A 26,132-nucleotide genomic window follows, 5' to 3' on the forward strand; every position below is an offset into this window, starting at 1 on the left:
TTGAGAAATTTCACCTTTCTTTGATAGTATAGATTCATAACAACAGAAGAAGGAGCTTCCGCTGTGAGCAACTATAACGAAGTATCTCACGAACGTATTCCGAAACGACATGTGGCTCTATTGATCGAAACTTCAAATGAATATGCGCGTGGACTATTGCGTGGGATTCGGGCTTATATTAGGGAGCATACGCCATGGTCCATCTATATGGGCGAACACAGCCGCAACCAGAATGACCTGTCTTGGCTAACCGATTGGCAGGGGGACGGCATCCTCGCCCGCATTGAGAACGAAGCCATCGCCGATTATGTTCGCCACATTGGTGTCCCTACCATAGACCTAAGTGCGTTCCGTTATATTCCGGAGCTGCCGTGCCTGGAAACCGATGATCAGGCGATTGCCCATATGGCCTTGAAACATCTGGTTGAACGGGGCTTTAAACACTTTGCTTTCTGCGGCGATCTACACTTCGTGTGGTCCAGACAGCGAAGGGAGCACTTTTTGCGTGCTGTGGAACAAGCGGGGTATCTTTGCAGCGACTATCAGGTTGACACCAATCAACTGTGGACGGAAGAAAGACAAGCAATGGCAAAATGGGTGCAGTCACTGCCCAAGCCGGTTGGCATTATGGTGAGTTACGATATGTTGGGGCAAAAGCTGCTCGAAGCATGCCGGCTTGCGAACGTTTATGTGCCGGATGAGGTGGGGATGATTAGCGTAGATAATGACGAGCTGATGTGCAACTTGACCGATCCACCGCTTACAAGTATTATTCCGAATGCAGCGGAGACCGGTTATCGGGCAGCAGAGCTTCTCGACAAGATGATGAACGGAGAGCAAGCAGCAGCAAGCGTCCTCTCCATCCCGCCATTGGATATTGCCATGCGGCTATCCACGGACGCAATCGCGGTCAAGGACCGGCTCGTTGCCGATACTGTCCGATTAATCAGAAGCCGAATCTACGAGGATGTAAACATCGACGAGCTGCTGCGTGTCCTCCCCTTCTCTCGCAGAGCCATCGAAAGCAGATTCCAACGTAATCTCGGACGAACCCCGCATGATCTGATGATGGAAATGAAGGTGAAGATCATCAAGCAGTTTCTTACCGAGACCGAGCTTAATCTATCAATGATCGCAGAACGGATCGGATTTAAGCATGCCGAGTACATGAGCGTATTGTTCAAGCGTGAGACTGGCATAACCCCCAATGAATATCGAAAAAGGAGTGCGAGGTCATCGTACTCCTAGCTCTACTTCAGTTTTGGTCAAGGTGTATACTTTGTAAATTTTGACCAAATTTTCGCACTGGATCCTATTAATCTTCCACAAGTTTGACAGCCTGATGGATTTTAATCCGCGACAGCATCGTTTTGTCTTTTGGCCATTCAATACGATATTCTTGTCTTTTCGCCTATAAATACGATACTTGTACCACAGCTGACGGAAGAAAAAGCTCAATAACGACAAAGCTGCCTCGCGGCAGCTTTATCGTTATTGAGCTCTCGTGTCCCGGTACCACATCAGGACTGACTTCCAATAAGTCCGTTGGTATTGATTAAGGGCTTGCTATAACAAATCGAGTTCCTGGGCCAGACGGACCGTTGCCCGAATAGAAATATATGTCTTCAAGCTTTAAAGCGATAACCAGCGCCCCATATCGTTTCAATGTATTGAGGATTCGAAGAATCGGCTTCAATTTTTTCGCGAATCTTACCTACGTGGACTGTAACTGTAGCAAAATCACCTGTTGCATCCAACCCCCAAATTTTTTCGAATAAGTCTGTTTTGCTGTACACTCGATTTGGATTTGTCGCCATATAGGTCAGTAAGTCAAACTCCTTAGCGGTCAAATTCACTTCGATCTGGTTTACAAATACACGCCGGGCCCCTATATCAATTTGTAGACCACGAATTTGAATGACTTCCCGCTTTGGAGTGTCTAAACCAAGGAAACGCTCGTATCTGACTAGATGGGCACGAACCCTTGCAACTAACTCACTTGGGCTGAAGGGTTTAATGATATAGTCATCTGCTCCAAGGCCTAACCCCCGTATCTTATCAATATCCTCCACTCGAGCAGAAACGATAAGAATCGGAATATCCTTAGCTTCGCGTACTCGCTTGCAAATTTCAAAGCCATCTATGCCAGGAAGCATTAAATCCAACAGAAGAAGATCATAAGGAAATTGCAAGGCCTTCTCGAGACCTTCAAGTCCATTGGACGATATATCCACCTTATACTGATGGATTTCCAAGTAGTCTCTCTGCAACTCAGCAATACTATCCTCATCTTCAATAATTAAGATATGCTTCATGGACTCAACCCCGATTCATGATTTCGTATGGAAAGGTAATTGTAATTTTCGTGCCTTCACCGAGCTCGCTCTCTGCTTGAATGGTAGCATCATGTGCATCAATAATTTGCTTGGCAATGGCCAGACCTAAGCCGCTTCCTCCGTGAGCTGTGTTCCTTGCTTTATCTGCGCGATAAAACCGATCGAATATGTGAGGTAAACTGATCTTATCGATTCCCATCCCGTTATCCTCTATGACCAAGGTTACATGGTGTGGAGAACAAAATGTGCATATCCGGATAGATCCGGGCGTCTTGTCTATAAACTTCTTACTGTTCTCAATGATATTGACTATACATCGTTTAAGCTTTTCTCGATCCGCACTTATCGACAATTCCTCTGAAACCCCCGAATTATCCCATTCTAGTGTGATGCCTCTGTTCTCTAAATCGAAGGACAAATCGTCTACACAGTCTTGAATGAAAGGGATCAAGGCGAGCGATTCAAAATGGAAAGGCATGTTATTCAAATCCAGCTTTGCATATAGGAAGAGTTCATCTATCAAACGATCGAGATCAGTCGATTTTTTATAAATGGTAGTCATGTATTTATTTACTTTGTCAGGGTTGCTGGCAACGCCATCAAGAATGCCTTCTACATAACCTTTGATTGCTGTAATCGGCGTTTTTAAATCGTGGGATATATTTGATATTAATTCTTTGCGGTTTTCTTCTTCCCTTAATCGCATTTCGATAGATTGCTTCAGCTGGATTCTCATTTCCTCGAACGCTTTACTTAGGCGTCCCAGCTCATCATTGCGCTTCGTTTGCAGCGAGAAATTCAGGTTTCCCTCTTTAATCTGCTCAGCGGCAAGCTGCAGCTCTCGCAATGGCTTCAAGATGCTCCTTGAGACCAAATAGGTTAGCAATCCACTTGGCAATATTAGTGCGAGTACTAGAGCGATCAGAAAATTGGGTTGGAATTTCTCGAACAGGTTATGGAACGGTGTAATATCTTCAAGGACGTATAAAGTCCCTCTCGTTTGATCATCAAAATAAAGATCGTGCATCGCCACAGTATAATATTTATCAAGGGTTTTATTCTGAGGGCTCTTTACTTCGTGAATAGTACGCTCACTAGAACTCCTATCTGCGAAATGCTCTAGAAATTCTTTTTCAAATGTGCCTCCACTTTCCAAGTTTGGAGATCGATACAGCAATTCATCCTTTTTTCTAACTGCAATTCCCATTTCCATTTGATTCAACTGCGGTTCATTCCTTGACAAATAAATAGGATCTAAATATAGATTGGGATCCTGTATGGTCGTTTGCTTTATTTCGACATAAATCAAATTGCGTTCGTCCCAATACTCTCTTAAACTGCTCTCCTCTAATTCAACATGATAATAATTCTTAATCTCGATAAAATCCCCGATGAAGAGCAATCCCATCAGAATCAACGATAGTATAAATGTAAAGACAGGTACAAAGATCATAGCGATATAGGAGATAATGAGTCTTAATCGAATGGACATGCTATACCCCGTGTCTGTTAAATATTTCTTCTCTCAAACATAACCAATCCTAGTAGGAAAAACAAGAAGACTGCGGATCCTATATAGGTGAATCCATATAAGATGGGTTGAAAGGCGCTAGTTCCTGCTAAAACTAATGTGTACCACTGATGATAATGTGCCGGAGAAATGGCTGAAGCACCGGTGTTAATATAAAGAAATACAAAAGAAAGTAAATAAATCAAGATTAAGCTGATCATTGCTCCTGCTTGGCCCTTAAACCATTGAGCGATAAAACTTCCGAACGAAATCCACATAAGCATTGTAAGGAAAGACATCCCGTAAGCAAGGATTGCCTGTAGTACAGAATTCCAGCCAAGCCATTCTTGAAACATCCATCCAGATAAGAGGGATGAGATCAACGCAAGTCCCATATGGATGGCAATCAGAGCTGCGATGGCTATTACTTTGGCACAATAGAGCTTATAGCGATGAATAGGTCGTAGGAAGAAAGCCTTAAGAACTTGAGGCTGAAAGGTCAATCCGTCTGAAACAAGCATAAAAATGATCAATGGTAAATAGACACCAATTAGTAGGGTCAAAGTGAATAGAGGAATTCCACTGGAACCGATGGGTAGTAAACCAAAGGATTGATTAACCGTATTTAATACCCATCCTAACCCTATAGGTAACAGTGTGGTGAGACCTAAAAACAGCTTCGTAGATTTCTTCGTCCACATAATGTCCCATTCATTACGTACAGCGCCTTTCCAGTTAGACATAGTTAACGCCATCCTTATGAATTCGAATTTGTTCTATATACCACTGCTCTAGCGTCTGGTTCCTAGCTGTGATATGTGAGGTTTCATCCGTACACACGAGATTCCCATCACTAATAATACCTACTCGGTGACATAACGACTCCAGCTCGAACATCTGGTGGGACGATATAAGAATAGTGAGCTGCGAGTTTTCGGTCAGTGACTTGATAAGCTCCTTAAATTGAATGACTCCGTCAACATCTAGTCCGTTTGTCGGTTCATCCAGAACAAGGAACTTAGGAGTGGATAGAAGTGCAGATGCAAGGCCAAGACGTTGCTTCATTCCTTGTGAGAAGTTTCTAACCTTCTCTAGCCTTGCGTGCGCCAATCCAACTTGACCTAGAACAGCTTCTATTCGTTCCTCATGAACATGATTATAAAATCGCGAGTGTAACAATAGGTTGTGGTGTGCGGTAAGCTCCTCGTACAGCGCAGGTGATTCAATGAGACAGCCCATATGCTGCATAGCTTTCTCGTAATTAGCTTGGATGGACTGCCCCATAATTATTACTTCACCCGTCTTGCATTTAAGCAGTCCGCTGACAGCCTTTAGAAAAGTTGTCTTGCCCGCTCCATTAGGTCCAACAAGGCCAAAGATTTCGCCCTGCTTCAGATCCAACGATAGATCATGGATGCCACGTTGATTTTTATACCGTACAGTCACATGTTTGGCCTCAAGAACCATAGTCATGGATAATCTCCTTTCACTCAAAAGAATATAGCTAACTTATTGTTGCTTCCCCCGATTATTTACAGCTGTCTCCAGCACTGTCGCCTTTTGCCACCGATCTCCTGGTTTCCGTATATACTTTGCAAAGACGTAGCGCCAAGGCATTGCGATTGGAACAATCATTGCCATTATGCAGGCAAAGACCGTCGCCGTGGTTGCTTCGTCCATCTGGCCAGATAACCACAGTGGGAGCGCGACGATGAGCAACCAAATCGACTTCCAAATCATTTCCCACATAAGCAAGGGCAGCATCTGCAGCGGATAGCGTATTCCTAAGATCACCAGTAATCCAAAGGTAACCTGCATGCAATTGACCACTCCTTCCATTAGCTCCCAGGGCTCCTCCTGATAGATGACCTGATGGATGACTTCCGGAAATTGGTATATGGCGAGGCCCACGGTGATGAAAAGATACACGGCTCTGAGTAAATATAAGCGAAAAAGCGATACTTCGTTCATTTTGACGCTCCTGCTATATAGTCTTTTGTTTGAAGCCAGTAGCGGCAGTAACTGAAGAGTTCCTACCGCTTACCTTTTGTTGACGATGATGTTGATGTTATTGTTTGAATAATTGATCCGGCTCTAGCTTCTCTACTTGCTTATTTTCTAGATCGAGCACATCCGTTTCAGTCTGGTTGAAATCAGAGAAGTTTAGTTGAAGATTGAGTTCTAGCTCGTGCTGTTTTCCTGTTACATCTTTACCGCTGGCCTGAATAAGAATGTCGTATTGTTCGATGAACTGCTCTGAATTGATTACAGTTGTAAATTCAATCCCGTTCAATTGGATATCTTCCGTTAGCTCGGGTAACTTTACAGCATGCATTTGTGAAAATGCAGGATGAATGGACAAATCAGCAGACCCGGATTTCTCCTTAGAAGCGCTCTTAATGAGTATAGACCCCAATGTTCTGACAATTAGCGGAATTTCGTCATCGTGCATCGATAGTTTTACCACACTTGAGTTTTCAGGGCCTTCTTCGAGTTGAAAATAATTCCGTTTGAGTCCGACGACTGCGTCCATGATACGTTCTGCATCCTCGGCTATTGAGGGGTTATATGAAATGTGGTTGTCCTTAGCCTCATGATCTGCCTTATGCTCCATCACAAAATAGGTGTCGTTTTCCGATGTTTTTACCACTAGTTGATCTTGACCCATGTAGCCGTCGATCGTAAATGTTTCTCCATTCTGAGTTAAGTTGATTACACCAGATCCATTCGTTGTATTACGATTGAACTTGAACTTAGATTGCACATCAACAAGAGACTGACCTCCGTCTGTAATCATAAGCTTGGCATCTGTGGTCAAGCTATCCATTTTGGGAGCTTGCTTATGAGCGGTCTTGAATGCTTCATACCCCGCCGATGTGTTTGACATAGCTCCAAATGCGCTAGATACCATTAATGCTCCACTAATAACAACTGCAGCTCCGATAGTTAACATTTTTTTGTTCATGATTTCTACTACTCCTTCAATTTTCATTATTTTTACTCTGAAAGCCTTCATTACACATAGCTTAACAGGTGACAATAAACCGCCAATAAACAACTTCTAAAGAAAGTATAAAGTTAAAAAAAACCTTTTATAAACTCAACCATTCTGCAATCTGTGTGGTGGAATAAAGGTAGAAAAAAAACAAGCCATTAACAGCATATTGCTGCTAAATGGCTTGCTTTCATTGCTGCTTCCTCATTCATTTAATCCCTTACCATTGAGAATTTGCTGCATACATTTTTCAACCCTTGAGTCTCGAGTTTTGGATTGTTTGGGTTCAGAAAAATAAAGAATGTATGCTCTTTGCCGTCCCGGCGTCAATGCTTCAAAAGCGGTTTTCAAGGCAGGGACTTCATCGAATTTATTTTGAAATTCTTCAGGAATTATGAATTCTGTATTCTTTTTAAAATCCACTTCCAAACCTGCTTTTTCAACTTCAATGGCTTCATAAATATAGGCTTTCAAGATGGGTTCCATCTCAACTATTTCCCGAACACTGGTGAACCGAATCTGGCGCGCCGCCTGTACATTCTCCGTTTGTTGGATTAGGATACCATGGGCATCTTTTAACAAGGCACCTTTGTGAAACAGAAGCGCACAGTATTCTTTAAATCCATGTATTAAAACTATGTTTTTATTCTGAAACATGTAACAAGGATGCATCCACTTAATTTCTTCGGTCAGCTCACAGTCAAGAACGATATCTCTCAACTTCTCATATTCTTCCTTCCACTTTTTAGCTTTTCTTAAAAATCCATCAACCTTAGGATTCATTCTACTAGTTGTCATCAAGGAACACTCCTCTTCAATATTTCGATCAGTTGTCAGTCAAGAATGATCATTCTATTTTGTTTTATCAAATGTTACAGCAAATGCTCTCACGAGTTCGAAGCAAGGATATATTCGTTTTCTACATTTTGACTAGGCGTAGCTTCTAAATGCCGGTAAACCCCGTTTATTCGCATTAATTCTGAATAAGTACCCTGTTCCACCACCTCGCCCTGATGCAGGACGAAGATTCGATCCGAGTTCCGAATTGTTGATAAACGATGGGCGATTACAATCGTGGTTTTCCCAGCACGTGTTACATCAAGGCTCTCCTGCAGTCGGCGTTCAGTTTCTACATCCAAAGCTGAAGTCGCCTCATCTAATATTAATATCTCTGGATTGCGTATAAGCGCCCTCGCTAAAGCTAATCGTTGCCGTTGCCCGCCCGACAACATAACACCGCGTTCTCCAGTAATGGTATCATAGCGGTCAGGCAGCGTATCAATAAAATCGTGGATCTGCGCAACACGGCAAGCTTCGATCATTGCTTCTTCCGTTATACAGTCAAGTCCCATTATCAGGTTGGTACGAATGGTATCTGGGAAAAAATAAGGTTCCTGAAATACAATCGCTACTCGCTTCATCCAGTCTTCCCGACTCCATTCCGTTAACGGGCGTCCATTGACAATGAGACTTCCTTCTCTCGGCTCGTAAAAACGCATGAGTAACCCAGCGAGTGTTGATTTACCACTGCCGCTTGAACCGACAAACGCGATTTTTCCACCTAATGGAATTTGCAAGCTTGCACCTCGTAACACATCATTTTCGCGACCTTGGAAGCTGAAAAAGACTCGGTCAACTCGAAGTTCATGAACCGAACTCAGAAGTGATGCACCATTCATGTTTACCTGTTCAGCCTCGTACACTTGCCTAAGTCTTTCAGATGATGCCATATACCCAGGTATTTTCATTATTCTCTCATAAAGCTCATTTGTAATATCCATCATTTCCGAGGCTAATTGATAAGAAATGACCAGAAGCCCGACAGACAATTGTCCATTTAATACAAGATATCCGCCGACACCCAATACTACAAAGGAAGCACTCCATTTTAATAAATGACTTGAGATCAACTGTTTGTTCACGATCGTTCCTTCGCGCAGCACTTGCGTAAAATATCTCCCAAAACTAGCTAAATAATGGTCCATTTCCCACTTTTCCCGATGGAAGGCGACAACCTCACGACTAGACGCCACCCCCTCTTCCAACTGCACAAGCATATCGGCGCGTGTAGAATTAACTTTACCCGATACTGCTTTAATATGAGATGATAACAGGCGGCCGATTACCACATATAACAAACTTACGGTGACTAGCAGTAGAACTAACAGAGGGCTTTCTCGTAAAATGAACAGAAGCGCAATCAGTGCAATAAACTGCTTCACGATACGTGTCAAGTCGCCGGCCACCATATTGCACACGCTCCCGATGTCACCGACATCCGTTGCGAACTGATAAATATACTTTGCCGTTCGTTCGTTCTTCAGTTTTTCGAGCGGCATCCGATGTAGTCGAAGTACAAAGTCTCGTGTCATGTTCAATCGCATCCTGGTTGCGGATTTATACATATAAACGGAACTGACTGTAATGAATATACTATGAATCACATAAGCAGCGGCAATACTGGAGAAAATGATCCAAAAAAGTTCTTGTTTGTTGTTTAAGAGCACCTCATCGATTAAATACTGTTGTAGGGTAATAGCCCCCAGGTAGGAAAAGGCCTCAACCACCATGCAGACAATGGTAATGATAAGCACAAACTTGATCTTTGAAATATAACCCATTACAAACCGTATATTACCCATTTATCAACCCTCCAGTTCACTCCTAGAATCACTTAATGCCAGTTCGCTGAATCGCCCACCAGCCGCTAAGAGTTCCTCATAGGTTCCCATTTCTACCACTTGACCATGATCCATAACAACAATCAGATCATAATTACGGATGGTTGATAGACGATGGGCGATTGCGATGATGGTGCGTCCTTGGATAACGCGGTCTAAGGCAACTTGAACCTCGTACTCAGTTCTGTTGTCCAATGCTGAGGTCGCCTCATCAAGTAGCAAGATGGTGGGGTTCTTTAACACAAGCCGGGCCAGAGCTATGCGCTGCCTCTGCCCTCCAGAAAGTTTGTTACCTCTTTCTCCAACATTCATGTCATACCCGTTAGGTAATTCTTGTATAAAATCGTGTGCGCTAGCAATTTTGGCCGCTGCAATTATTTCTTCATCCGATGCTTCTGGCCTGCCGAAACGAATATTTTCTTTAATAGATTTTCCGAAGAGGTAGGTATCCTGAAAAACATAGCCCAGTGAATTGCGCAGCATCTCAAAGGAGAGATCATTGATCGGTACTCCATCCAGAAGAATGCTGCCTTTGTCCGGATCGTAAAATCTGCCAAGCAGCTTGATTAATGTACTCTTTCCACTGCCGCTCTCTCCAACAATTGCTACACGATGTCCGGGACGAATATGTAATGTAAAATCCTTTAGCAAAAGCTGGCCAGGTTCATAACTAAACGAGATGTTGTCAAACAACAACTCTCCTCTTACTGGTTGTCTCAGAATATTCGGGTTTGCCGGCTCCGTTATAAGTGGTTTCGTCTGCAGAAAAGAATATACCCGTTCCGCTTGATGCATAACGATTCGCTGGTCAGCAATATTTTGAATAAATCGGGTCATTTGATTGATGGCTGCGGTGTAATAAAGAAAAAACGCAATAAACTCGCCTGCCGACATCAGTTCTTCACGAACCAGATAAACACCAAGCACGAACAAGGCCAAGGCGCCGAGGTAGTTAGTTATCGTACGGATACTAATCCTTAAATAATTATAAAAATAGGTTCGAATAAGGTTGGTGTTCCAGCCCTCAACGGTATTTAGGTAGCGATTTAAATCCCAGTTTTCCGCTGAATATGCCCGAAGTTCTTGCAAAGCCGATACACTTTCATAGGCCTTCTGATTTGTTGCTACCCGAGCCCCTGCTAGACCCTTGCTAGCAGTAGCTGCACGCCTTTCCACAGCAGGTCCCCACAAATAATAAAGCATAAAAAAAGGAAGAAAAGCCAAAGTCAACTGCCAACTGCTCATCACCATTAGGACAATCGAGATAAATGAAAAGATAAAGGTTTGTACCATGGATGGAAATAGTTGTCTGTATAATTTTTGAATAGATGCCGTTTCTGTGTTTAATAGTGCCAAAGTTTGCCCTGCTGCTTTCTGTTCGTAATAAGCATATCCTAGTGTCCGCATATGTCGGAAAACGTCAATTTGCAAATCACGCGACGCCCTTTCCTGGACATGGCGCTGGAGCATCGTTTGACACATACGTAATACCAACAGAATGACAACTAAGACTGCGAGCAACCCTAGCAACGTTGTAAACATGCTAATGTTTCGCTCAGGAATAACTTTGTCTACGAACAACTGAATGAATTTCGGAACGTATAGCTCAATGGCAGAGGCCCCTACAATTGTTAACAAAAGCATACCCACCAAAGTGGAACTGTTTTTTAAATAAGTTAACGTCCATTGATAAATCTTAAGCAATTTGTGCCTCACCATCCCGATTGATTTATGTATGCATCTATCCTCAACAAATCTAGCAAATGCATTGAAAAAATACAGATAACATACAGGTAGAAGTATTATTTCATTGCTTCCAAAAATATACAAGTAATTATTTTAGATTAGTAATATCTGAATATCGGAAAGACGATTGGGTTAAAAAAGAAGCCGCCACAAGGCAGCTCCTGCACTATCGTCTCCGTTTTAATTCCAAGATTGGAAGCTTTAATTTGAAAAGCCCGTCCATGCTGCATAGAACAATCAGGGGCGCAAATTGAATCAAATACCTGGATCTGGCTTCCCATACGAGCAAGAATATGCCGATACCGAATAGTGCTAGAGAGCAAATGATGATCATTGGAATGCCTGGTCTAATTAAATGGTGCACGCCTGACGCAAGCAGCAACAGGATAAGGCTTAAATTGACAATTTGACAGAAGTAAATATACAGATCGTTTTCATTCTTTCCAAGTGGAAGAATGTACTTATGATAGGTTGTATACTCGGGAACTCCTCGATTTAGTTTTATCGGAGCAAAATAAGTGCCGTCTCCCCAAATGAACAGATTTTTAGTTGAAAATAGCTGGAATATCCCCTTGGCTTCATAATTCTCGATTCGTTGTTTGATGATTTTGAGATTGGCTTCTTTCCTTTTATCTTTTGTTTGGAAGGATTCTGTATAGATCACATCATCATAATTATAAAAACCATAGGGCTCTTTCAGACCCATCATGATCCAGTGTGTGTACGGATAACCGGCTTGCTTATAGGGTATCGGGACGATTTTAGACATATCCACCACCTCCCCGTACAACTGGAGTCCTCCGAATATAACGATCGCAAGTATCCCTGTTTGCTTAAGAAGGCTAGATACCCTTTCCGTCAAAAGCATATGAATAAATATGGCGACAAAAAGAATGGCAACGGTCGGTTTGATGATCATCCCAACCACCCCGATAAGCGCAGCAAGAAAGATAAACATCGGCTTGCCGATATTCCCTTTGTTTCTACTGACTAAATAAAAATATAGAGACCCGATGACCATAGGCAGCGAAAGCGTATCTGAATAATAGATGGGCGTGTAGGTGACGAATGGAGAAAGCATCAGACTGACAACCAACGCCAAAGTTGCCTTCCGGATTCCAAAAATCTTCCTGGCTGTTAAATAAAGAAAAATTAACCCTATGTCAATCATTGCAATATTGAACAGCAAGCCAACAAGTTGCTGATTATGTACGCCGAGGATTTCAGCAAATTGAAATGCTCCAAAAAGCAGAAAGGTTGCTCCTACGTTATTGGGGTAATCTTCAAAATAGAAGTCGAAATAGTAGTCACCCGTCAATAAGTCCTTGGCAGCCTCATAAGTCACCTCATAATCCCACATTGACTTCGACGGATCTACATGATAGATCATACTAAAAACAATCTGAATCGTAATCATGACACCCATCAATATAAAAAATAGCCGATTATGTGTCCTTTCTTGAAGCCTGCCAAACCATTTGGTCAAAAACACGAGCAAACCGATACACAGGGCGGTACCAATCCCTATAATCCAACCGTTTAGCGGCTGACCGTAAATGTTCTCGAAAAGATAATATGATTTCCCCATTCTATGTGAATAAAGGATTCTTGCTATGATTACATACGCCACCCAACTGAAGAATGCCAAAAATAATACGTAAAACAATCGACTGAACCAAATTTTACATTTATTTATTATGTTCATTTCACTACACTTTCTTCCCTCAGCATTATAGTATATACTCCATTTGTTATGGGCAATAAACGTCTCCATAAGGAATTAACTCCTATATACTAAATATACCACGACTTTCCACTGTAATCGAAAAAAGGAGCTGCTGACAAGCAACTCCTTCACTTATGTTCCCGGTTAAGCAGTTTAATCAACATCATTGTTTTTTTACAAGATTCTGTTTTCGTATCCAGAATACAATGAGCAGTAAGCTAGGAAGACCTACAGTAAGTACCGTCGTTATTTGTGACCATGGGTACTCCAAGAAATCGACATACTTATTTTGATCATATCCCATATAATAAGTCGCTAGAATGAGTATCAACGAGAATGGTATTAGTAGGTATTTTTCTTGCTTAACTGCAATAACTTTTTTAAACGAATGGATAGCCCCGTAGATCATCACGATGGATTGAATCATAACCCCCCAAACAAATAAGATCATCATTATAAGTTCGTATCTGTTCAAAACCATTGTTACTTGCGCAACTCTTGCCAACTGCATACAGCTAAGGAAATACTGGGAAGTAACGTGAGGACCCATGACACCAATTTCAAAAACCTGAAAGAATATTAAGAGTACCCAACTAACGACCATACCCCAAAAAGATAAAGAGTACATTTTCTTTTTTTCATTTAACAGCGGAAACAACATGCCTAAACCAAAAATAAGCATTGAAAAATCCGCAAAACTAAATTGGCTTGCCATAAAATCCGCGCCAATTCCTTTATCAAATAGGGGGAATAAATGATGCAGCTTGAATTTATCCGCTACTCCTATTAGCGTCACTAGGTCCAATAAAACAACCATGATAAAACCGAAAAAAGATAATCTTAATACCACCTCAATACCTAAGAACAGACCGTACATACATAGCAATACATAGCCAATGACCACTATCGAGAATGGCGTTATCGGCATAAGATACTGTTTAAAATGAAACGTGATTACATTTGCTGACGTAGTAAATGCAATGACAAAGAATAAAAACATGGTTAACGCTACAATCTTGCCAAGCCATTTACCAACAATCTTCTCGCTGTATTGAACAATGGAATCTTCAGGGAAATGTTTACCTAAATAGGTAATTATAAATATAACGAGGAGTGCTATACAAGTCCCTATTGTCATAGATATCCAATTATCAATCCCTACTTGTTTTGCCAAAATCGCAGATGTAGCACCAACAGCTTTGGCATACACGAGGTTGGTAAATAAAGTAAAATACTGCATACGGCTAATTTTTATTTTCATTCGTTTGCTCTCCACCTGATTTGTTTGATTTTAGAGGATTATGAAACAAAGTTGTATTCACAATCTCGATCTTCGTGTTTACCACCACCTTTACTTCTGGAAAGACCCGATCCCATTCTCCCTTCAATTTTTTATTCCAGATGTCTTTATGTTGAATATGAACGATTTCCCCGAATCCTAATACATCACTTTGGTAGTCCTTCTGAACTTTTTTTATCGTTTTTTCCATCTCTTTGGTGATCACATTTTGAACATTTTCTTGAACAATAGATTTTAATTTATTCAAGGAATGAGAAACTAAAAAATCATTTTCAGCAATATTACCTTTTGCGGAAAACGAAATGGTAAAAATCGGTTTATCGCCATCCATAATAGATTTGATCTTACTTTTTACCTGGGTTAACTCCACCGAAACGTGCTTTCCTTCATATTCCGGAAGAGGAACGGAAATCACGATATTATTATTCAGATGCTTAATCCAATTGAGTCCACGTGTCTCAATGGGAGTAAGCCACCCAACAAGTTTCGTGTGTTTAAAAACTGCCGCACCGGAAAGGACTACTTGTTCTTCCCCGCCCTGTTTTTTTTTGTTATCTACCGACATTACCTGTTCCTTTAAATGTAATCTTGGAAGCATAACTTGGTTAGATTCATCCATGAAATCATAAAAAGTATCAATCATGTCCTCTCTAAAGCTTTGAGAGTGGAATTTAGCGTTGCTAAAAACAAAAGACATGGATACTCCCGGGATTGCTTCGAGCCCTGATTTGACAGAAAGTAAATCTTTTGCTTCGCCTTTGGCTACAGCGATCCAAGTCCTCATTCGTAGCTCCGGATTCCGGTTAAAAAAATCCATCACTGGGGTAATATCATCTTTGGCCAAAGATTCGCCGATGATGATCACATTGTTATGCTCCCATATCACCCTTCTTGAAGAGAACATTGAAATATTGCGGATAGCTTCAAAAATATCTTTACCTGTTGCACTCCCAGTCCAAAACGGGGGTTCACCTGCTTTAAAGATGCTGTTTTGTGACTCAGGTCTGGGTATTTGCACAGTAACCCTGTACGGATTGGGACCATTTTCTTTATCTATGCCTACTGCCATAACTAAAGCTAAACGATCAATATCGCGCATATCCCAGCATCCGGACAAAAGAAAAGAACTACTGAGGAAGACAAGAAGCAGTTTGTTTTTCAATATTTTCCCTCCTGCCCTTACTTAAATATGTCCCCCGGAAAAGCAATTATTTCTTTTTCTTTTTTAAAGGCCAAGGCATACGAACGAGGACATCCTTCACTCCTTTTAGGCGGAAAGGACCTACGGGAGAAAAATAAGGAATACCAAATGATCGTAAAGATAACAGGTGAAACATAACCACCGTCAATCCCACAATAAAACCCATTGAACCCAACCACCCCGTTAAAATAAGAATCAAAAAACGGCATACTCTTAAGGCAATCGCTAAATCGTATGATGGGATCGCAAAGGAACTAATGCCAGTCGTAGCAACAATAATAACCATAAACGGGGAGACAATATTGGCTTGAACCGCGGATTGGCCAATAATTAGTGCACCTACGATACTTACCGCTTGTCCGATCGCTTTGGGCAGGCGAAGACCGGCTTCCCTAAGAAGTTCAAACACAGTTTCCATTACAAGGGCTTCAACGATGCTCGGAAACGGAACATGCTCCCTACCGGCAGCCATGCTGAGGATTAATGGAGTGGGGACCATTTCATGGTTGTAAGAAACAAATATGATATATGTAGACGGCAACACCAACGTAATGATAACAGCTATAATTCTTAACCACCGTATGAATGTACCTAATAGATATCTTTCATAATAATCACCGCTCGCTTGTAAAAACTGCCAGAATACGGTTGGGACAATCAGTACAAAAGGTGTGTTGTCAACAAGTATGACAATTCTACCTTCCAAAATAGCAGAAACAGCACGGTCCGGTCTTTCTGTATTTTGCACTTGTGGAAATGGGGTATATCTTGTATCCTCAATAAATTCTTCAATGTACCCGCTGTCTAATATACTATCGATATCAATTTTGCTTAATCTCATCTTTAATTCGTCCAACACAAGGGGATCTACCAAATCTTGAATGTAGCCTAGACTTACTTCTGTTTGTGTCCTTTTACCGATCTGCATATTTTCAAACCGCAATCCAACATCTTTAATCCTTTTGCGAATCAATCCTCGATTTGAAGTAATCGATTCAATAAAACCATCCCTTGGAGATCTAATTTCTATTTCCGTCTTTGGTTCCGTTACGGAGCGTGATTCCCCACCCGTTGTGGATAAAATAAGGGCTTCATTAGAATCCTCCAGAAATAGAACAGAGTTTCCAGACATTAAATAATTAGAAATAGAATCCCATTGTTGTTCTAATTTAATAGATGAAGTTAAAACGACGGATACCGTTAATTCTCTTATGTTAGTTTCCTTGTTTTCTTTATTTGAAGGTTGAAATTGGCTTAATGGTTTAAGAACGTATTCATCAATCGATTGGTCATTTGTAAGACCTTGTATAAAAATAAGAAGTGCTTTCCTATGGTTAAGTCCAGGAATGATCAAGTGTCGATAAAGGATATCTGGACTATTACCGAATATTTTTTGGACCGTTTCGATATTATCTTGTATGTGAACACTGATTGAATGGTTACTCATGATAAACAACGCCTCATCCCAAAAATAAAAACACATTTGTTAAGATTTAAGATTTCACGAACAGACTTTTTACTATCATTTCCCGATTCCTGTTATTCAAACGCTCTCAAATATTAAAAGGAGCTGCTGACAAGCAACTCCTTCACTAATTTTCCCGGTTAAGCAGGCTTAATTCGTTCGTTTTTTCTTCACTTCGCTTCAAACGTACCTCAGGGGATAAGGAATTGGTTACGATTGTGGTAGTCGAATTTCAATCCATTCCAAAGCCACTCGGCTGTCCAAGGCTTTTATTTTCAGCGTATACCTATAGGGGACTAGTGAAATAGGGAGTCTCCCTCGACTCACCACCCAATCCCCGCCGGTGACTTTTACAGTACAGATGTCCCTGGCATCGGCGGACAAGGACAAGTTCAGTTCGTTTGCGTCACACTTCAATTTCATGTTCACTAATAATGCATCTGTACTGCACGGCAGATAGAAATCATATGCCATCCATTCACCTGCATCTAAATAAACACATAAACGTTCTTCATCTTCCCATTGCTCCCCGCCGCCATGCTGGAAATTGGGGGTTGTTCTCCCACCGTGAATGAACCGGATGTCCGTGCCATCATTATCCCGAAAACCCAACCCATGCACGGTTTGATTGTGTACGTGGAAGCTTACCCCCTTCCCTTTATAACCGTAAAAAATTGCAGGTATTGTAACCGGTAATCTGCGTAGCAAGGCGTTTACTACATCGCCATGATAGTCGCATTTTTCGAATGGAAGGTTGTCTAGATACTGCTGGAGGATTCGTAGTGCAGTCTCCGTATTCGGCTTTTCCCCGCCGTTTAAATATTGTACCAAGCGATACCACTCTGAAGGCTTGCGTATGGAACAGGGAGAATTATCCGTGTCCATTTTCTTCCACGTCCAGAAATTCCACGAGATGTCGTGGTCCTCGAATAACTGAAAGGCGCCGGCATACCAGTTCATATTGTTTTCTCCCCCTTCACCCATGAAGAGAGGAACGTTCCACTCGTCTCTTTTATCCAAATATACCTGGATGCTTTCCGTATCCGGATTGTTCCAATACTTATGAAATTGCAGCATTACATTATCGTCAAGCTTCTCTGTAAAAACCGACCAATCGGTAGCCCAATGCACGCCTTCCAATATGATCATATGTCGTTCGTCAACCTCGCGAATGGCTTCTATAATATCTCGGTAAAGCGGCAATACCTTGTCATTATAGGCAGAGAACCAATTCGGCAGTGGTTCATTGAGCAGGTCATATCCTGCCACGATCCATTCCTCCTTGTAGCGATCCGCCAGCATTCTCCATAATGCGATCGTTTCGCGACGGTTCTCTTCGCTGAGAAACAGCTCCGGCTGATCATTCGCCGAATCGTCGATATTCGTGCCTGTTTGCCCGCCTGGCGCTCCGTGCAGATCAAGGATGACATAGAGTCTGTAGCTTCTGCACCACTCAATTATCCGATCGATCAACTTCAAATGCCCTTCATGATACTCGCCCTGGACGTTCGGTTGTCGTTGAAGAAAACGAGCATTGATCGGAACTCGAACCGAATTAAAGCCTTCTTCCGCTATCTTCTGAATATCGGCCTCCGAAATGTACCGGTTGTAGTACATCTTCCAGAATCGGGTTGCCTCTTCCTCCCCGATCAATTCCCGGATCATTCGCTCCATTCTCCGTGGTCGGTCGCCCTGCTCAGGGAATCGCCACATGTAGCCTTCCGGCAGCAGCCAACTGCCAAAGCCTACACCGCGAAGCAGAACTTCATCGCCATCTTCATTACGGAGCTTGCGGCCGTCCGCTTTCAAATATCCTTTTACTTTATCGTTTCCCAACATCTGGTCACTCCCATCTAGCCCTTAACGGCACCTTCTGCAATCCCGTTCAAAATATACTTTTGAAGCAACAGGTAAAATAAAATGACAGGCAGCATAGCAAGTACTAACGAGGCTAATATCGCAGACCAGTCATGATTGCCGTACTGACCAAACAGCATATTGATTGACAATAGCAGCGTATAGTGGTCGGAATCTGTCAGCATTAGAAGCGGAAGCAGAAAATCATTCCACATCCATAGCAAATTCAATATCGCAATTGTTGCGGTAACCGGCAGCAGTAGAGGCAGAATCACGGTGAAAAACAAACGAAACTCACCGCACCCGTCCACTATGGCCGCCTCGTCAAGCTCTCGCGGAATCGATTTTACAAACCCATGATAAAGAAAGATCGCCATTGATACGCCCAGTCCGATATAGATGAATCCTAACCCGAACGTGGAGCCTTGCACCGAGAGCTCTTTTGCGATCTTAACCAGTGTGATCATGATAGAGTGGAAAGGAATAAGCATGGAGAAGACGAACAGTCCGAACAGAAAACCGCTTAAGCGCCCTGAGGTGCGAGACAACTTATAGCCTGCCATGGAAGCAAGCACGATGATTCCTACAAGTCCCACTGCAGCGACGACTATCGTGTTTCGCAAGCTGCGAACATACTCCGTTTTATGAAATGCATCCACATAATTCACAAACTGAAGCTTGGCCGGGAACGATAAGATATGATTCAGCATCTCCCCCTCGGTCTTAAGCGAATTTAGCACTCCCATATAAATCGGAAAGAGAGTGAAGACGGAAGAGACAAGCAAAATAAGCATAACCAAGACAGAACCGATTCGGCCTTCCATGTGCTCTCCCCGCTTGTTCATGCTTCCACCTCCCGCTTGTTCATGATTCGCAACTGGATCAATGTTATGAGGAATACGATCAGGAACAGAATCATCGCTTTTGCGCTCGCATAGCCGTAGCGGCTATTCATTTTAAAGGCTTCCTCCATGATGTTAAGCGAGATGACCTGCGTAGCTCTTCCAGGACCGCCTCCCGTTAAGGCGAACACCGCCTCGAACACCTTGAAGGAGCTGTTGAGAGTAAGAAAAATGCCGATCGTCACGGCCGGGTAAATCAACGGCAACGTCACATAACGAAAAACCTGGAACTCACTCGCGCCGTCGATCGCAGCTGCTTCCTTGAGCGATTGGGGGATGCCTTGCAAAGCCGCCATATAAATAACCATCAAATAACCAACTCCGCCCCATAACGATAAAATCAGGATGGAGTAAAAAGAAGTTTTCGGGTCGCCGATCCAGGACCTGTCCAGATAAGCCATTTCCAAATGAACGGCCAAATTGGGCAGCACCTTCGTAAAAATAAACAGCCACATAAATCCGCCAATTATCATACTGATCATGTTAGGCATAAAGAAGACGGTGCGGTACCATGCTTTGCTTCTTTTCCGCGTTTCAACTAACACGGCCAAAACGATGGCAATCAGATTTTGCAGGACAACCATAAAGACCACGTACTTCAAAGTAAACCAGATCGAATCCAGGAAGACCGGATCATCCTTGAACGCCTCAATATAATTGGAGAATCCTACCCAGCGATAGGTAGGATTCAACCCGTTCCAATTCGTTAGGCTGTACCAGACGCCCCCAAAAGCAGGGGCGAGCATGAATACAGCATAGAAGAGCAGTGCCGGTGAAACGAAGGCGAGCAGAATGACCGAGGATCTCCATTTTCTTGTTAATCCCATGACTGATCCTCCAGTTAGCTAAACACGAATGTCTATTTATTCGCCTTAATCGCGTTCGCCCATGTTTTATCCAATGACTTGATGATATCGTCCTTTGTCACGCTCTTCGCAAAATAGCTCTGCAGCAACTTGGCTGTTTCATCCGTCACCCCGTTAGGCAGCGACAGATCCAGGTATGCTTTGCCTTTCGAAACATAGCTGCTAGCTTCGGTAACCCAAGGGAATGTATCATATTTATGAATGCTGGCTACCGGGTTAAACTTCAGTTCCTCGAACAGCTTCGAGGAGTCTTTATCGTTCAGCATGTAATTAACCAGATCATTCGCAACCTCTTTATTTTTGCTGCTGGAAGACACGGCGAGAGAAGTAGAAGTTGCCAGATTGATCATCGTGCCTTCGGGTTTATTGCTGACCGGAAGCGGCGCTACGCCAAATTCCATGTTTGGATTGGCCTTCAGGATCGATTCCGCTTGCCAAGGGCCTTGTACCCACATCGCAGCTTTACCGTTAGCGAAATCAGCAGAACCCGCTGCGCTGCCGACCTCGAAAGGCTTATCCGTACCGTTTGCCATGATTAAATCGATAATGTTGAAAACGTCCTTTACATCGGCATACGAGGCCTGCCCCTTGTTCATCTTGTCGACCCAATCCTGATGCTCGGAGGAGACTACGCCTCCCAGCGCGAGCGCCATCATCAGCTGCGGAATCCAGGATTCCTGGAAGGAGAGCTCAAACGGCTTGATATTGTTAGTCTTCAGTTTCTCTACAACCGCTTTCATTTCATCAAGTGTTTGGGGAGGTGTAAGTCCAAGATCTTTAAACAGCTTCTTATTGTACAAGTACCCCCAAGACAAGCTTTCTAACGGCAGCGCGACGACCTTACCTTCGTATGTGACAGTCTTTCTTACACTCTCAAAGATCTTCGGAACGAAAGGCTGGCTGGACAAATCCGACAAATAACCAGCTTTGTAGTAAGTCGGAATATCAGCGATCGCATGCAGAGTAAAGACGTCTGGCGCGTCATTCGAGGCAAGTCTCGTCTGCAAGATTTGCTTCGCCTGATCAGGGTTCGGCATCTCCAGCTTGATGGTCACATCGATGTTCTTCTCTGCTTTCTCTTTCACTTTAAACTGCTCAAAATACTTTTCGAACTGGTCCTTGAACCGCGGAAAGCTCATAAACACCTTGAGCTCTACTTTTTGGAGTGATGCTTCCGCTTTGGCCGTTGCTGTGGGAGACGTCGTTCCTGACCCGGAGTTCGTGCACCCCGTTGCGGCAAAGGCTAACCCGAGTGCCAATACAATATTAAGCGTTTTCCTCATTGATCGTTTTCCCCCTCATTGGTAAACTGCTTTCTTGCATCTCCAGTATAGAGGAACCGCTTACATTGGATCATTTCACAGGATTAGCAACTTCTTATGGATTATATTGATATGTGCTTAGTCTTCTTTTCTCATGTCGCCCGGCGTCATACCGAAATGCTTCTTGAACACCCTGTAGAAATAAGCAAGGTCAGAGTAGCCGATCATCTCTGCCGAACTCTTAATAGAGAAACCTTGTTCGGCGATGAGTTCTTTAGCTCGTTCCATCCGCTTGCGAATGAGGTAATCGGTTAAATTCTCGCCCGCAGATGCTTTGAACAACCGGCTTAAATGCTCCTTGCTAACGTAAAAATGCTGCGCGATCGTCTCAAGCGAAATGGATTCACCATAATGCTTGTCGATGTAAGCCTGAATGTCCGCAATAGAAAGTCGTCCTCGGTTTTTTCGATGCTCTTCCACCGCTTTAATTGTTTCCTCATACAATACGCTTAGTTCCACCATTGCCTGCTGGATGCTGCTCCACTCCGTGATTCGGGCGTTAAATTGATCGCGGACGTACGCGATATCCAAGCCATTCTCGGCGATAAATTCTTGAAGAATCAATATAAAGTCATGTCCGAGTTTATGGAGAATATGTCGTTGTTGTTCTTCTGTTAAGACCTCCATTAACTGCTCTTTAAGATTCCAAAACGTCTGTTTCACTGCCGTGAAGTTAAGCTCCTGCATATAACCATATACTTGGCGCCGTACCGACAAGTACCTGTCCAACAGAGCGCGGTTATCAAAGAAGAAGAAGGTCTCCCTATCCACTTGCTCACCTTGAAGTGACGCATCCTCCAACTCCTTAATGCATCGTGACAACGCGGCTTCAAGTTCATCCGGATCGATGGGCTTGAGAAGATATTCTACAGCCCGCGAACGAATCGCTTGCTTCAAGTACATGAAATCATCGTATCCGCTCATCACAATAATCTTCGTTTCGGGATAACGCTCGTTGAACCGCCTCAGCAGCTCCACTCCGTCGATCCCCGGCATCCGCATGTCGGTAATCACAATATGTGGAGAAAGCTCCTCAGCAAGTCGCAGTCCTGAATTTCCGTCCTCCGCTTCTCCCATAAGCTGCAACTCAAGCAATTCCCATGGGATCAAGGCTTTTACCACTTCCCGGGACCACGGCTCATCATCTATGATTAATACCTTAAACATCTTAGACCACATCCTTCATAGGAATCACCATAACGATAAGCGTACCTGCTCCATGTTTGCTGAAAACTCTAACGCGGCTTCTGCCCCCGAATCGAAGCTTCAATCGGGCATCCACATTGTGCAGTCCGATCCCTCTCCTCTTACCGTCGATTCTCCGTGCCACGGCCGTCTTCTTGAGCAGCTCCTCTTTAAGCTCCTCGCGCAAGCGCTCAAGCACTTCTTGCTCCATGCCGACTCCTTCATCCTTGATCATAAATACGACACGCTGACCAATTAATCGGATCCGTATCTCAAGCTTCCAAGCCCCTTCTTTTCGCTGAAGCCCATGTTCGAAAGCATTCTCTACTATCGGCTGTAACGTAAACTTTGGAAGTCTGCTTTCAAAGGCTGTTTCATCCGCCGACAGCTCGATCATACAACGCCCAATAAACCGATTCTCTTGGATAAACAAGTAGTTTCGCGTATGCTTCAGTTCTTCCTCTAGCAGCACCATGTCTTCGTCCGAGCTGATCGAGTAGCGGATCAAATCGCCGAACACACGAATAATCCGATAGATCTCAGGCGCATTCTTGGCAAGAGCCATGCCTCCGATCAAGTGGAGCGTATTATGCATAAAATGCGGATTAATTTGGGCCTGTAGGGCCATCAATTGTGCATTTTTCACTTCAATTTCGTGCTGATATTCGACTTCGATCAGTTCCTTGATGCGTTGCATCATGAAATTGTAGCCACTTTCTAGAAGTCCGATTTCATCGCGGCTTTGAACCGTCTTCATCTCGAAATTATGAACTTGAGTCATACGCATCGTTCTCGCCAGCCCAACGATCGGCCGACTGATTCGAAACGATAGGAGGATCGACAGTAGTATGGAGACAATCGCAAACCCCCCGCCGGTCAATAGCCCCGCCCGTATCGTGGCGTTTGAACTCTGAGTAATGCTCGCCATCGGAATAGCTTTAACGACCGTTAACTGTCCGTCCGCCACCTTTTTGGTGAAGTATAAATAGCTTGCCCCTCTTTCTGAATGAAGTTCTGAATCATTTGGATTCTGAACTTGAAGCTTTGCGGTAAGCTCATCCGAACCTTCCGGTAATGTAGAACCCGACAACATCTCCCCCTCATCGTTCAAGAGAAACACTGAGCTGTCTGATTCCGACCTCAGGATTCGGCTCACTTCCTCCCACACGTCCTTGTTTATCCGAACGGAAATACCTCCAAGAAGCTTCCGATCCTCGAAGCGATTGATACTGTGGAATGCATAGATCCCATTGCCGGACTGCTTGAAATATATGTTGATCGGCTCTTTTTGAATGCGGTTCCAGGCTCCGCTTTGAATATCGCTCAGCGATACGCTTCCGTTGCTAGAGAAGTTCACATAGTATGCCCGCCGACTCTGCTCCATGTATAGAGTCAAGTCATCTACCTTACGCGAGTTGGCGTAAAAAACCGATGTGAGCGTATCCCGTATGGTATTCTGGCTGCGAAATTGAACGCCGATCTCCGGGCTTTCGATCTCTTTGATACTGGTCATCAATGATTGATTGATTTGCAATGTGTAAAATAGAACGTCGACCTGACCGATCAGCTCGGTTAAATACTGATCCGCCCACATCATGCGCGACTGATTCGCGCTTAAGATCTCTTTTTCCACCGAATCTCTCATATTGATGGTGGCAATCCAAGTGACAGTAACAACCGGGAGAGTAGTAAGCAATATCATAAGAACCATTAACCGAAAACGAATGCTGATGTGCTTCATAGCTGCCCCCTTGATTGCTCGTTATTACTATACGTATTCGTTTGGACGAGCCCTCTTACCTCTCGGCGGTTTTGAACAATGTTGATCTAATGTGTTGGACAATATTGATGTACGTGCAAACAAGCTACCGACCGTCAAATTTATTTGTATCACTAATCTCGTCCGTTAGCATACACAAGTTCTGGAAACAAAAGATGGGATAACCAATTGAATTGGCCACCCCCTCTGTTCTTTCCTGCTTCATTTCTGCTTATCGTGGCCAGTAGGGATTACAGTGACGCGAAACTTACAGATAAGCCATGTTACTATTGTCTATTTGGGTCATCTAGTAGCTCAGACACGAATTAGCCATTCTGACTATCCCTTATTTCCGTATTGTGAACCGATTTCCCTCCATCCAGGCCAAATAACCAGTAGTATTACTTGCTATCCTAGAAAAAGCCGTCTTTTTCACCCAAACAACCTATACTAGCAGTGGCTAACTGGTCTCTACAGGAACTAAGTAGAAACCGATACCGTAATTAATCCACGTTCTCGTGGAGAAAGCTCCTTACGCTCCCACACATCACCGAATAGCACATCATCGGTCAATTTAACAATTTTGGTTGAAAACTCTCCAATCATTCGCTGTGCTGCTGTAAGTTGTTTTTCATCTCCATTACATGGATAAATACGATTTACTGGATAAGCTTATCGAATCCTATATCAACGAACTACGGGAAAGGTGCGAATGAAGCTTTAGCAGAACAATTGGGGACATTGTTAGTTAGAACCATCTGTTATTCTCTTCAACAGCTATAAACAAGGAGCAGTTGCCTTAGGCAAACTACTCCTTGTGTGGTATACGATTATGATCATTTCCTGCACGTTATAGCAGCAGAGGTTGCCGATCGATAAGGGAAAGTTTATTTAGTATCGAGCCAAAGTTTCCAATCTGGAACGGGTATACGGCGGTTAATGTTTGTAATGTTATTGAACCTTTTATAGCAGTTGATTAAAACTTTATATTCATTCGACATAAACATGCCTTTTATGATAGCCGGCAATTGCGGCTTGCATTTTCTGTATTAATATGTTGCTAGAAATACGATATAAATAGGCCCTTCCACACTGACATTATTACCCATTTTGTATTATCATTAACAACACGACGACTTGTATGAAGGCGGACACCTCACTTGAAAGGTGGAGGCTGTGAATGGAAACATTTCAAGCTCTTTCAACTATGTTTACATTTGGGTTTTTCATACTCACATTGTTAACCTACATTGATAAGAGGAAATGATCTAGTTTGGATTT

At 43.1% G+C, this 26,132-nt stretch carries 21 protein-coding genes; 2 read left to right on the forward strand and 19 right to left on the reverse strand.

Features of this window, described 5'->3' with window-relative positions; all coding sequences use genetic code 11:
- The first annotated feature begins 63 nt into the window (after positions 1-63).
- Positions 64-1,248, forward strand: a complete 1,185-nt coding sequence (locus AC58QD_RS11515; RefSeq protein ID WP_497333215.1) for an AraC family transcriptional regulator — start codon at positions 64-66, stop codon at positions 1,246-1,248.
- A 377-nt stretch (positions 1,249-1,625) separates the two neighbouring features.
- Here AC58QD_RS11515 and AC58QD_RS11520 read toward each other — a convergent pair whose 3' ends face one another.
- From AC58QD_RS11520 to AC58QD_RS11610, 19 genes are all read right to left on the reverse strand, one after another.
- Positions 1,626-2,315: a response regulator transcription factor gene (locus AC58QD_RS11520; RefSeq protein WP_497333217.1), complete on the reverse strand. Its 690-nt coding sequence runs from the start codon at positions 2,313-2,315 to the stop codon at positions 1,626-1,628.
- Between the two features lie 4 nt (positions 2,316-2,319).
- The gene (locus AC58QD_RS11525) at positions 2,320-3,828 is read right to left on the reverse strand and encodes a sensor histidine kinase (protein ID WP_497333219.1); all 1,509 of its coding nucleotides are present in this window, start codon (positions 3,826-3,828) and stop codon (positions 2,320-2,322) included.
- Positions 3,829-3,845: 17 nt separating this feature from the next.
- Positions 3,846-4,589 (reverse strand): hypothetical protein, encoded by a 744-nt coding sequence (locus tag AC58QD_RS11530; RefSeq protein ID WP_497333221.1) that lies wholly within the window; start codon positions 4,587-4,589, stop codon positions 3,846-3,848.
- Positions 4,582-5,319 carry an ABC transporter ATP-binding protein gene (locus AC58QD_RS11535; protein WP_497333223.1) on the reverse strand — a complete coding sequence of 246 codons (738 nt, stop codon included), beginning with the start codon at positions 5,317-5,319 and terminating at the stop codon, positions 4,582-4,584. The genes AC58QD_RS11530 and AC58QD_RS11535 overlap by 8 nt, the downstream gene beginning before the upstream one ends.
- Before the next feature lie 36 nt (positions 5,320-5,355).
- Positions 5,356-5,817 (reverse strand): hypothetical protein, encoded by a 462-nt coding sequence (locus AC58QD_RS11540; protein WP_497333225.1) that lies wholly within the window; start codon positions 5,815-5,817, stop codon positions 5,356-5,358.
- A 97-nt stretch (positions 5,818-5,914) separates the two neighbouring features.
- Positions 5,915-6,811 (reverse strand): hypothetical protein, encoded by an 897-nt coding sequence (locus tag AC58QD_RS11545; RefSeq protein ID WP_497333227.1) that lies wholly within the window; start codon positions 6,809-6,811, stop codon positions 5,915-5,917.
- Between the two features lie 234 nt (positions 6,812-7,045).
- The gene (locus AC58QD_RS11550) at positions 7,046-7,639 is read right to left on the reverse strand and encodes a YdeI/OmpD-associated family protein (protein WP_497333229.1); all 594 of its coding nucleotides are present in this window, start codon (positions 7,637-7,639) and stop codon (positions 7,046-7,048) included.
- A gap of 89 nt (positions 7,640-7,728) precedes the next feature.
- On the reverse strand, positions 7,729-9,483 hold the full coding sequence (locus tag AC58QD_RS11555) for an ABC transporter ATP-binding protein (protein WP_497333231.1): 1,755 nt from the start codon (positions 9,481-9,483) through the stop codon (positions 7,729-7,731).
- 3 nt (positions 9,484-9,486) lie between these two features.
- On the reverse strand, positions 9,487-11,226 hold the full coding sequence (locus tag AC58QD_RS11560) for an ABC transporter ATP-binding protein (protein ID WP_497333233.1): 1,740 nt from the start codon (positions 11,224-11,226) through the stop codon (positions 9,487-9,489).
- 208 nt (positions 11,227-11,434) lie between these two features.
- Positions 11,435-13,042 (reverse strand): glycosyltransferase family 39 protein, encoded by a 1,608-nt coding sequence (locus tag AC58QD_RS11565; RefSeq protein WP_497333235.1) that lies wholly within the window; start codon positions 13,040-13,042, stop codon positions 11,435-11,437.
- Positions 13,043-13,157: 115 nt separating this feature from the next.
- Entirely contained in the window at positions 13,158-14,255 is a 1,098-nt protein-coding gene (locus tag AC58QD_RS11570; protein ID WP_497333237.1) for a GerAB/ArcD/ProY family transporter, read from the reverse strand.
- Entirely contained in the window at positions 14,239-15,456 is a 1,218-nt protein-coding gene (locus AC58QD_RS11575; protein WP_497333239.1) for a Ger(x)C family spore germination protein, read from the reverse strand. The genes AC58QD_RS11570 and AC58QD_RS11575 overlap by 17 nt, the downstream gene beginning before the upstream one ends.
- A gap of 46 nt (positions 15,457-15,502) precedes the next feature.
- Positions 15,503-16,942, reverse strand: a complete 1,440-nt coding sequence (locus tag AC58QD_RS11580; protein WP_497333241.1) for a spore germination protein — start codon at positions 16,940-16,942, stop codon at positions 15,503-15,505.
- Positions 16,943-17,170: 228 nt separating this feature from the next.
- Positions 17,171-18,799 (reverse strand): cellulase family glycosylhydrolase, encoded by a 1,629-nt coding sequence (locus tag AC58QD_RS11585; protein ID WP_497333243.1) that lies wholly within the window; start codon positions 18,797-18,799, stop codon positions 17,171-17,173.
- A gap of 14 nt (positions 18,800-18,813) precedes the next feature.
- Positions 18,814-19,662 carry a carbohydrate ABC transporter permease gene (locus tag AC58QD_RS11590; RefSeq protein WP_497333245.1) on the reverse strand — a complete coding sequence of 283 codons (849 nt, stop codon included), beginning with the start codon at positions 19,660-19,662 and terminating at the stop codon, positions 18,814-18,816.
- A complete protein-coding gene (locus tag AC58QD_RS11595; protein ID WP_497333247.1) occupies positions 19,659-20,546 on the reverse strand; it encodes a carbohydrate ABC transporter permease in 888 nt (295 codons plus the stop codon). Before AC58QD_RS11595 ends, AC58QD_RS11590 begins: the two co-directional genes overlap by 4 nt.
- Before the next feature lie 32 nt (positions 20,547-20,578).
- Complete coding sequence (locus AC58QD_RS11600) at positions 20,579-21,868, reverse strand: ABC transporter substrate-binding protein (RefSeq protein WP_497333249.1); 1,290 nt, start codon at positions 21,866-21,868, stop codon at positions 20,579-20,581.
- A 117-nt stretch (positions 21,869-21,985) separates the two neighbouring features.
- The gene (locus tag AC58QD_RS11605; RefSeq protein WP_497333251.1) at positions 21,986-23,074 is read right to left on the reverse strand and encodes a response regulator; all 1,089 of its coding nucleotides are present in this window, start codon (positions 23,072-23,074) and stop codon (positions 21,986-21,988) included.
- A gap of 1 nt (position 23,075) precedes the next feature.
- Complete coding sequence (locus AC58QD_RS11610; protein ID WP_497333253.1) at positions 23,076-24,833, reverse strand: sensor histidine kinase; 1,758 nt, start codon at positions 24,831-24,833, stop codon at positions 23,076-23,078.
- A gap of 1,198 nt (positions 24,834-26,031) precedes the next feature.
- Here AC58QD_RS11610 and AC58QD_RS11615 point away from each other — a divergent pair.
- Entirely contained in the window at positions 26,032-26,118 is an 87-nt protein-coding gene (locus AC58QD_RS11615; RefSeq protein ID WP_497333429.1) for a putative holin-like toxin, read from the forward strand.
- The last annotated feature ends 14 nt before the right edge of the window (positions 26,119-26,132 follow it).

It is taken from the genome of Paenibacillus sp. J2R1T-4 (assembly GCF_059692235.1).

Bases quoted from the DNA above. Each gene is read 5' to 3' on its own strand.
- AC58QD_RS11520 (WP_497333217.1), bottom strand. From the start codon at position 2,315: ATGAAGCATATCTTAATTATTGAAGATGAGGATAGTATTGCTGAGTTG.
- AC58QD_RS11525 (WP_497333219.1), bottom strand. From the start codon at position 3,828: ATGTCCATTCGATTAAGACTCATTATCTCCTATATCGCTATGATCTTT.
- AC58QD_RS11530 (WP_497333221.1), bottom strand. From the start codon at position 4,589: ATGTCTAACTGGAAAGGCGCTGTACGTAATGAATGGGACATTATGTGG.
- AC58QD_RS11535 (WP_497333223.1), bottom strand. From the start codon at position 5,319: ATGACTATGGTTCTTGAGGCCAAACATGTGACTGTACGGTATAAAAAT.
- AC58QD_RS11540 (WP_497333225.1), bottom strand. From the start codon at position 5,817: ATGAACGAAGTATCGCTTTTTCGCTTATATTTACTCAGAGCCGTGTAT.
- AC58QD_RS11545 (WP_497333227.1), bottom strand. From the start codon at position 6,811: ATGAACAAAAAAATGTTAACTATCGGAGCTGCAGTTGTTATTAGTGGA.
- AC58QD_RS11550 (WP_497333229.1), bottom strand. From the start codon at position 7,639: ATGACAACTAGTAGAATGAATCCTAAGGTTGATGGATTTTTAAGAAAA.
- AC58QD_RS11555 (WP_497333231.1), bottom strand. From the start codon at position 9,483: ATGGGTAATATACGGTTTGTAATGGGTTATATTTCAAAGATCAAGTTT.
- AC58QD_RS11565 (WP_497333235.1), bottom strand. From the start codon at position 13,042: ATGGAGACGTTTATTGCCCATAACAAATGGAGTATATACTATAATGCT.
- AC58QD_RS11570 (WP_497333237.1), bottom strand. From the start codon at position 14,255: ATGAAAATAAAAATTAGCCGTATGCAGTATTTTACTTTATTTACCAAC.
- AC58QD_RS11580 (WP_497333241.1), bottom strand. From the start codon at position 16,942: ATGAGTAACCATTCAATCAGTGTTCACATACAAGATAATATCGAAACG.
- AC58QD_RS11585 (WP_497333243.1), bottom strand. From the start codon at position 18,799: ATGTTGGGAAACGATAAAGTAAAAGGATATTTGAAAGCGGACGGCCGC.
- AC58QD_RS11590 (WP_497333245.1), bottom strand. From the start codon at position 19,662: ATGAACAAGCGGGGAGAGCACATGGAAGGCCGAATCGGTTCTGTCTTG.
- AC58QD_RS11595 (WP_497333247.1), bottom strand. From the start codon at position 20,546: ATGGGATTAACAAGAAAATGGAGATCCTCGGTCATTCTGCTCGCCTTC.
- AC58QD_RS11600 (WP_497333249.1), bottom strand. From the start codon at position 21,868: ATGAGGAAAACGCTTAATATTGTATTGGCACTCGGGTTAGCCTTTGCC.
- AC58QD_RS11605 (WP_497333251.1), bottom strand. From the start codon at position 23,074: ATGTTTAAGGTATTAATCATAGATGATGAGCCGTGGTCCCGGGAAGTG.
- AC58QD_RS11610 (WP_497333253.1), bottom strand. From the start codon at position 24,833: ATGAAGCACATCAGCATTCGTTTTCGGTTAATGGTTCTTATGATATTG.
- AC58QD_RS11615 (WP_497333429.1), top strand. From the start codon at position 26,032: ATGGAAACATTTCAAGCTCTTTCAACTATGTTTACATTTGGGTTTTTC.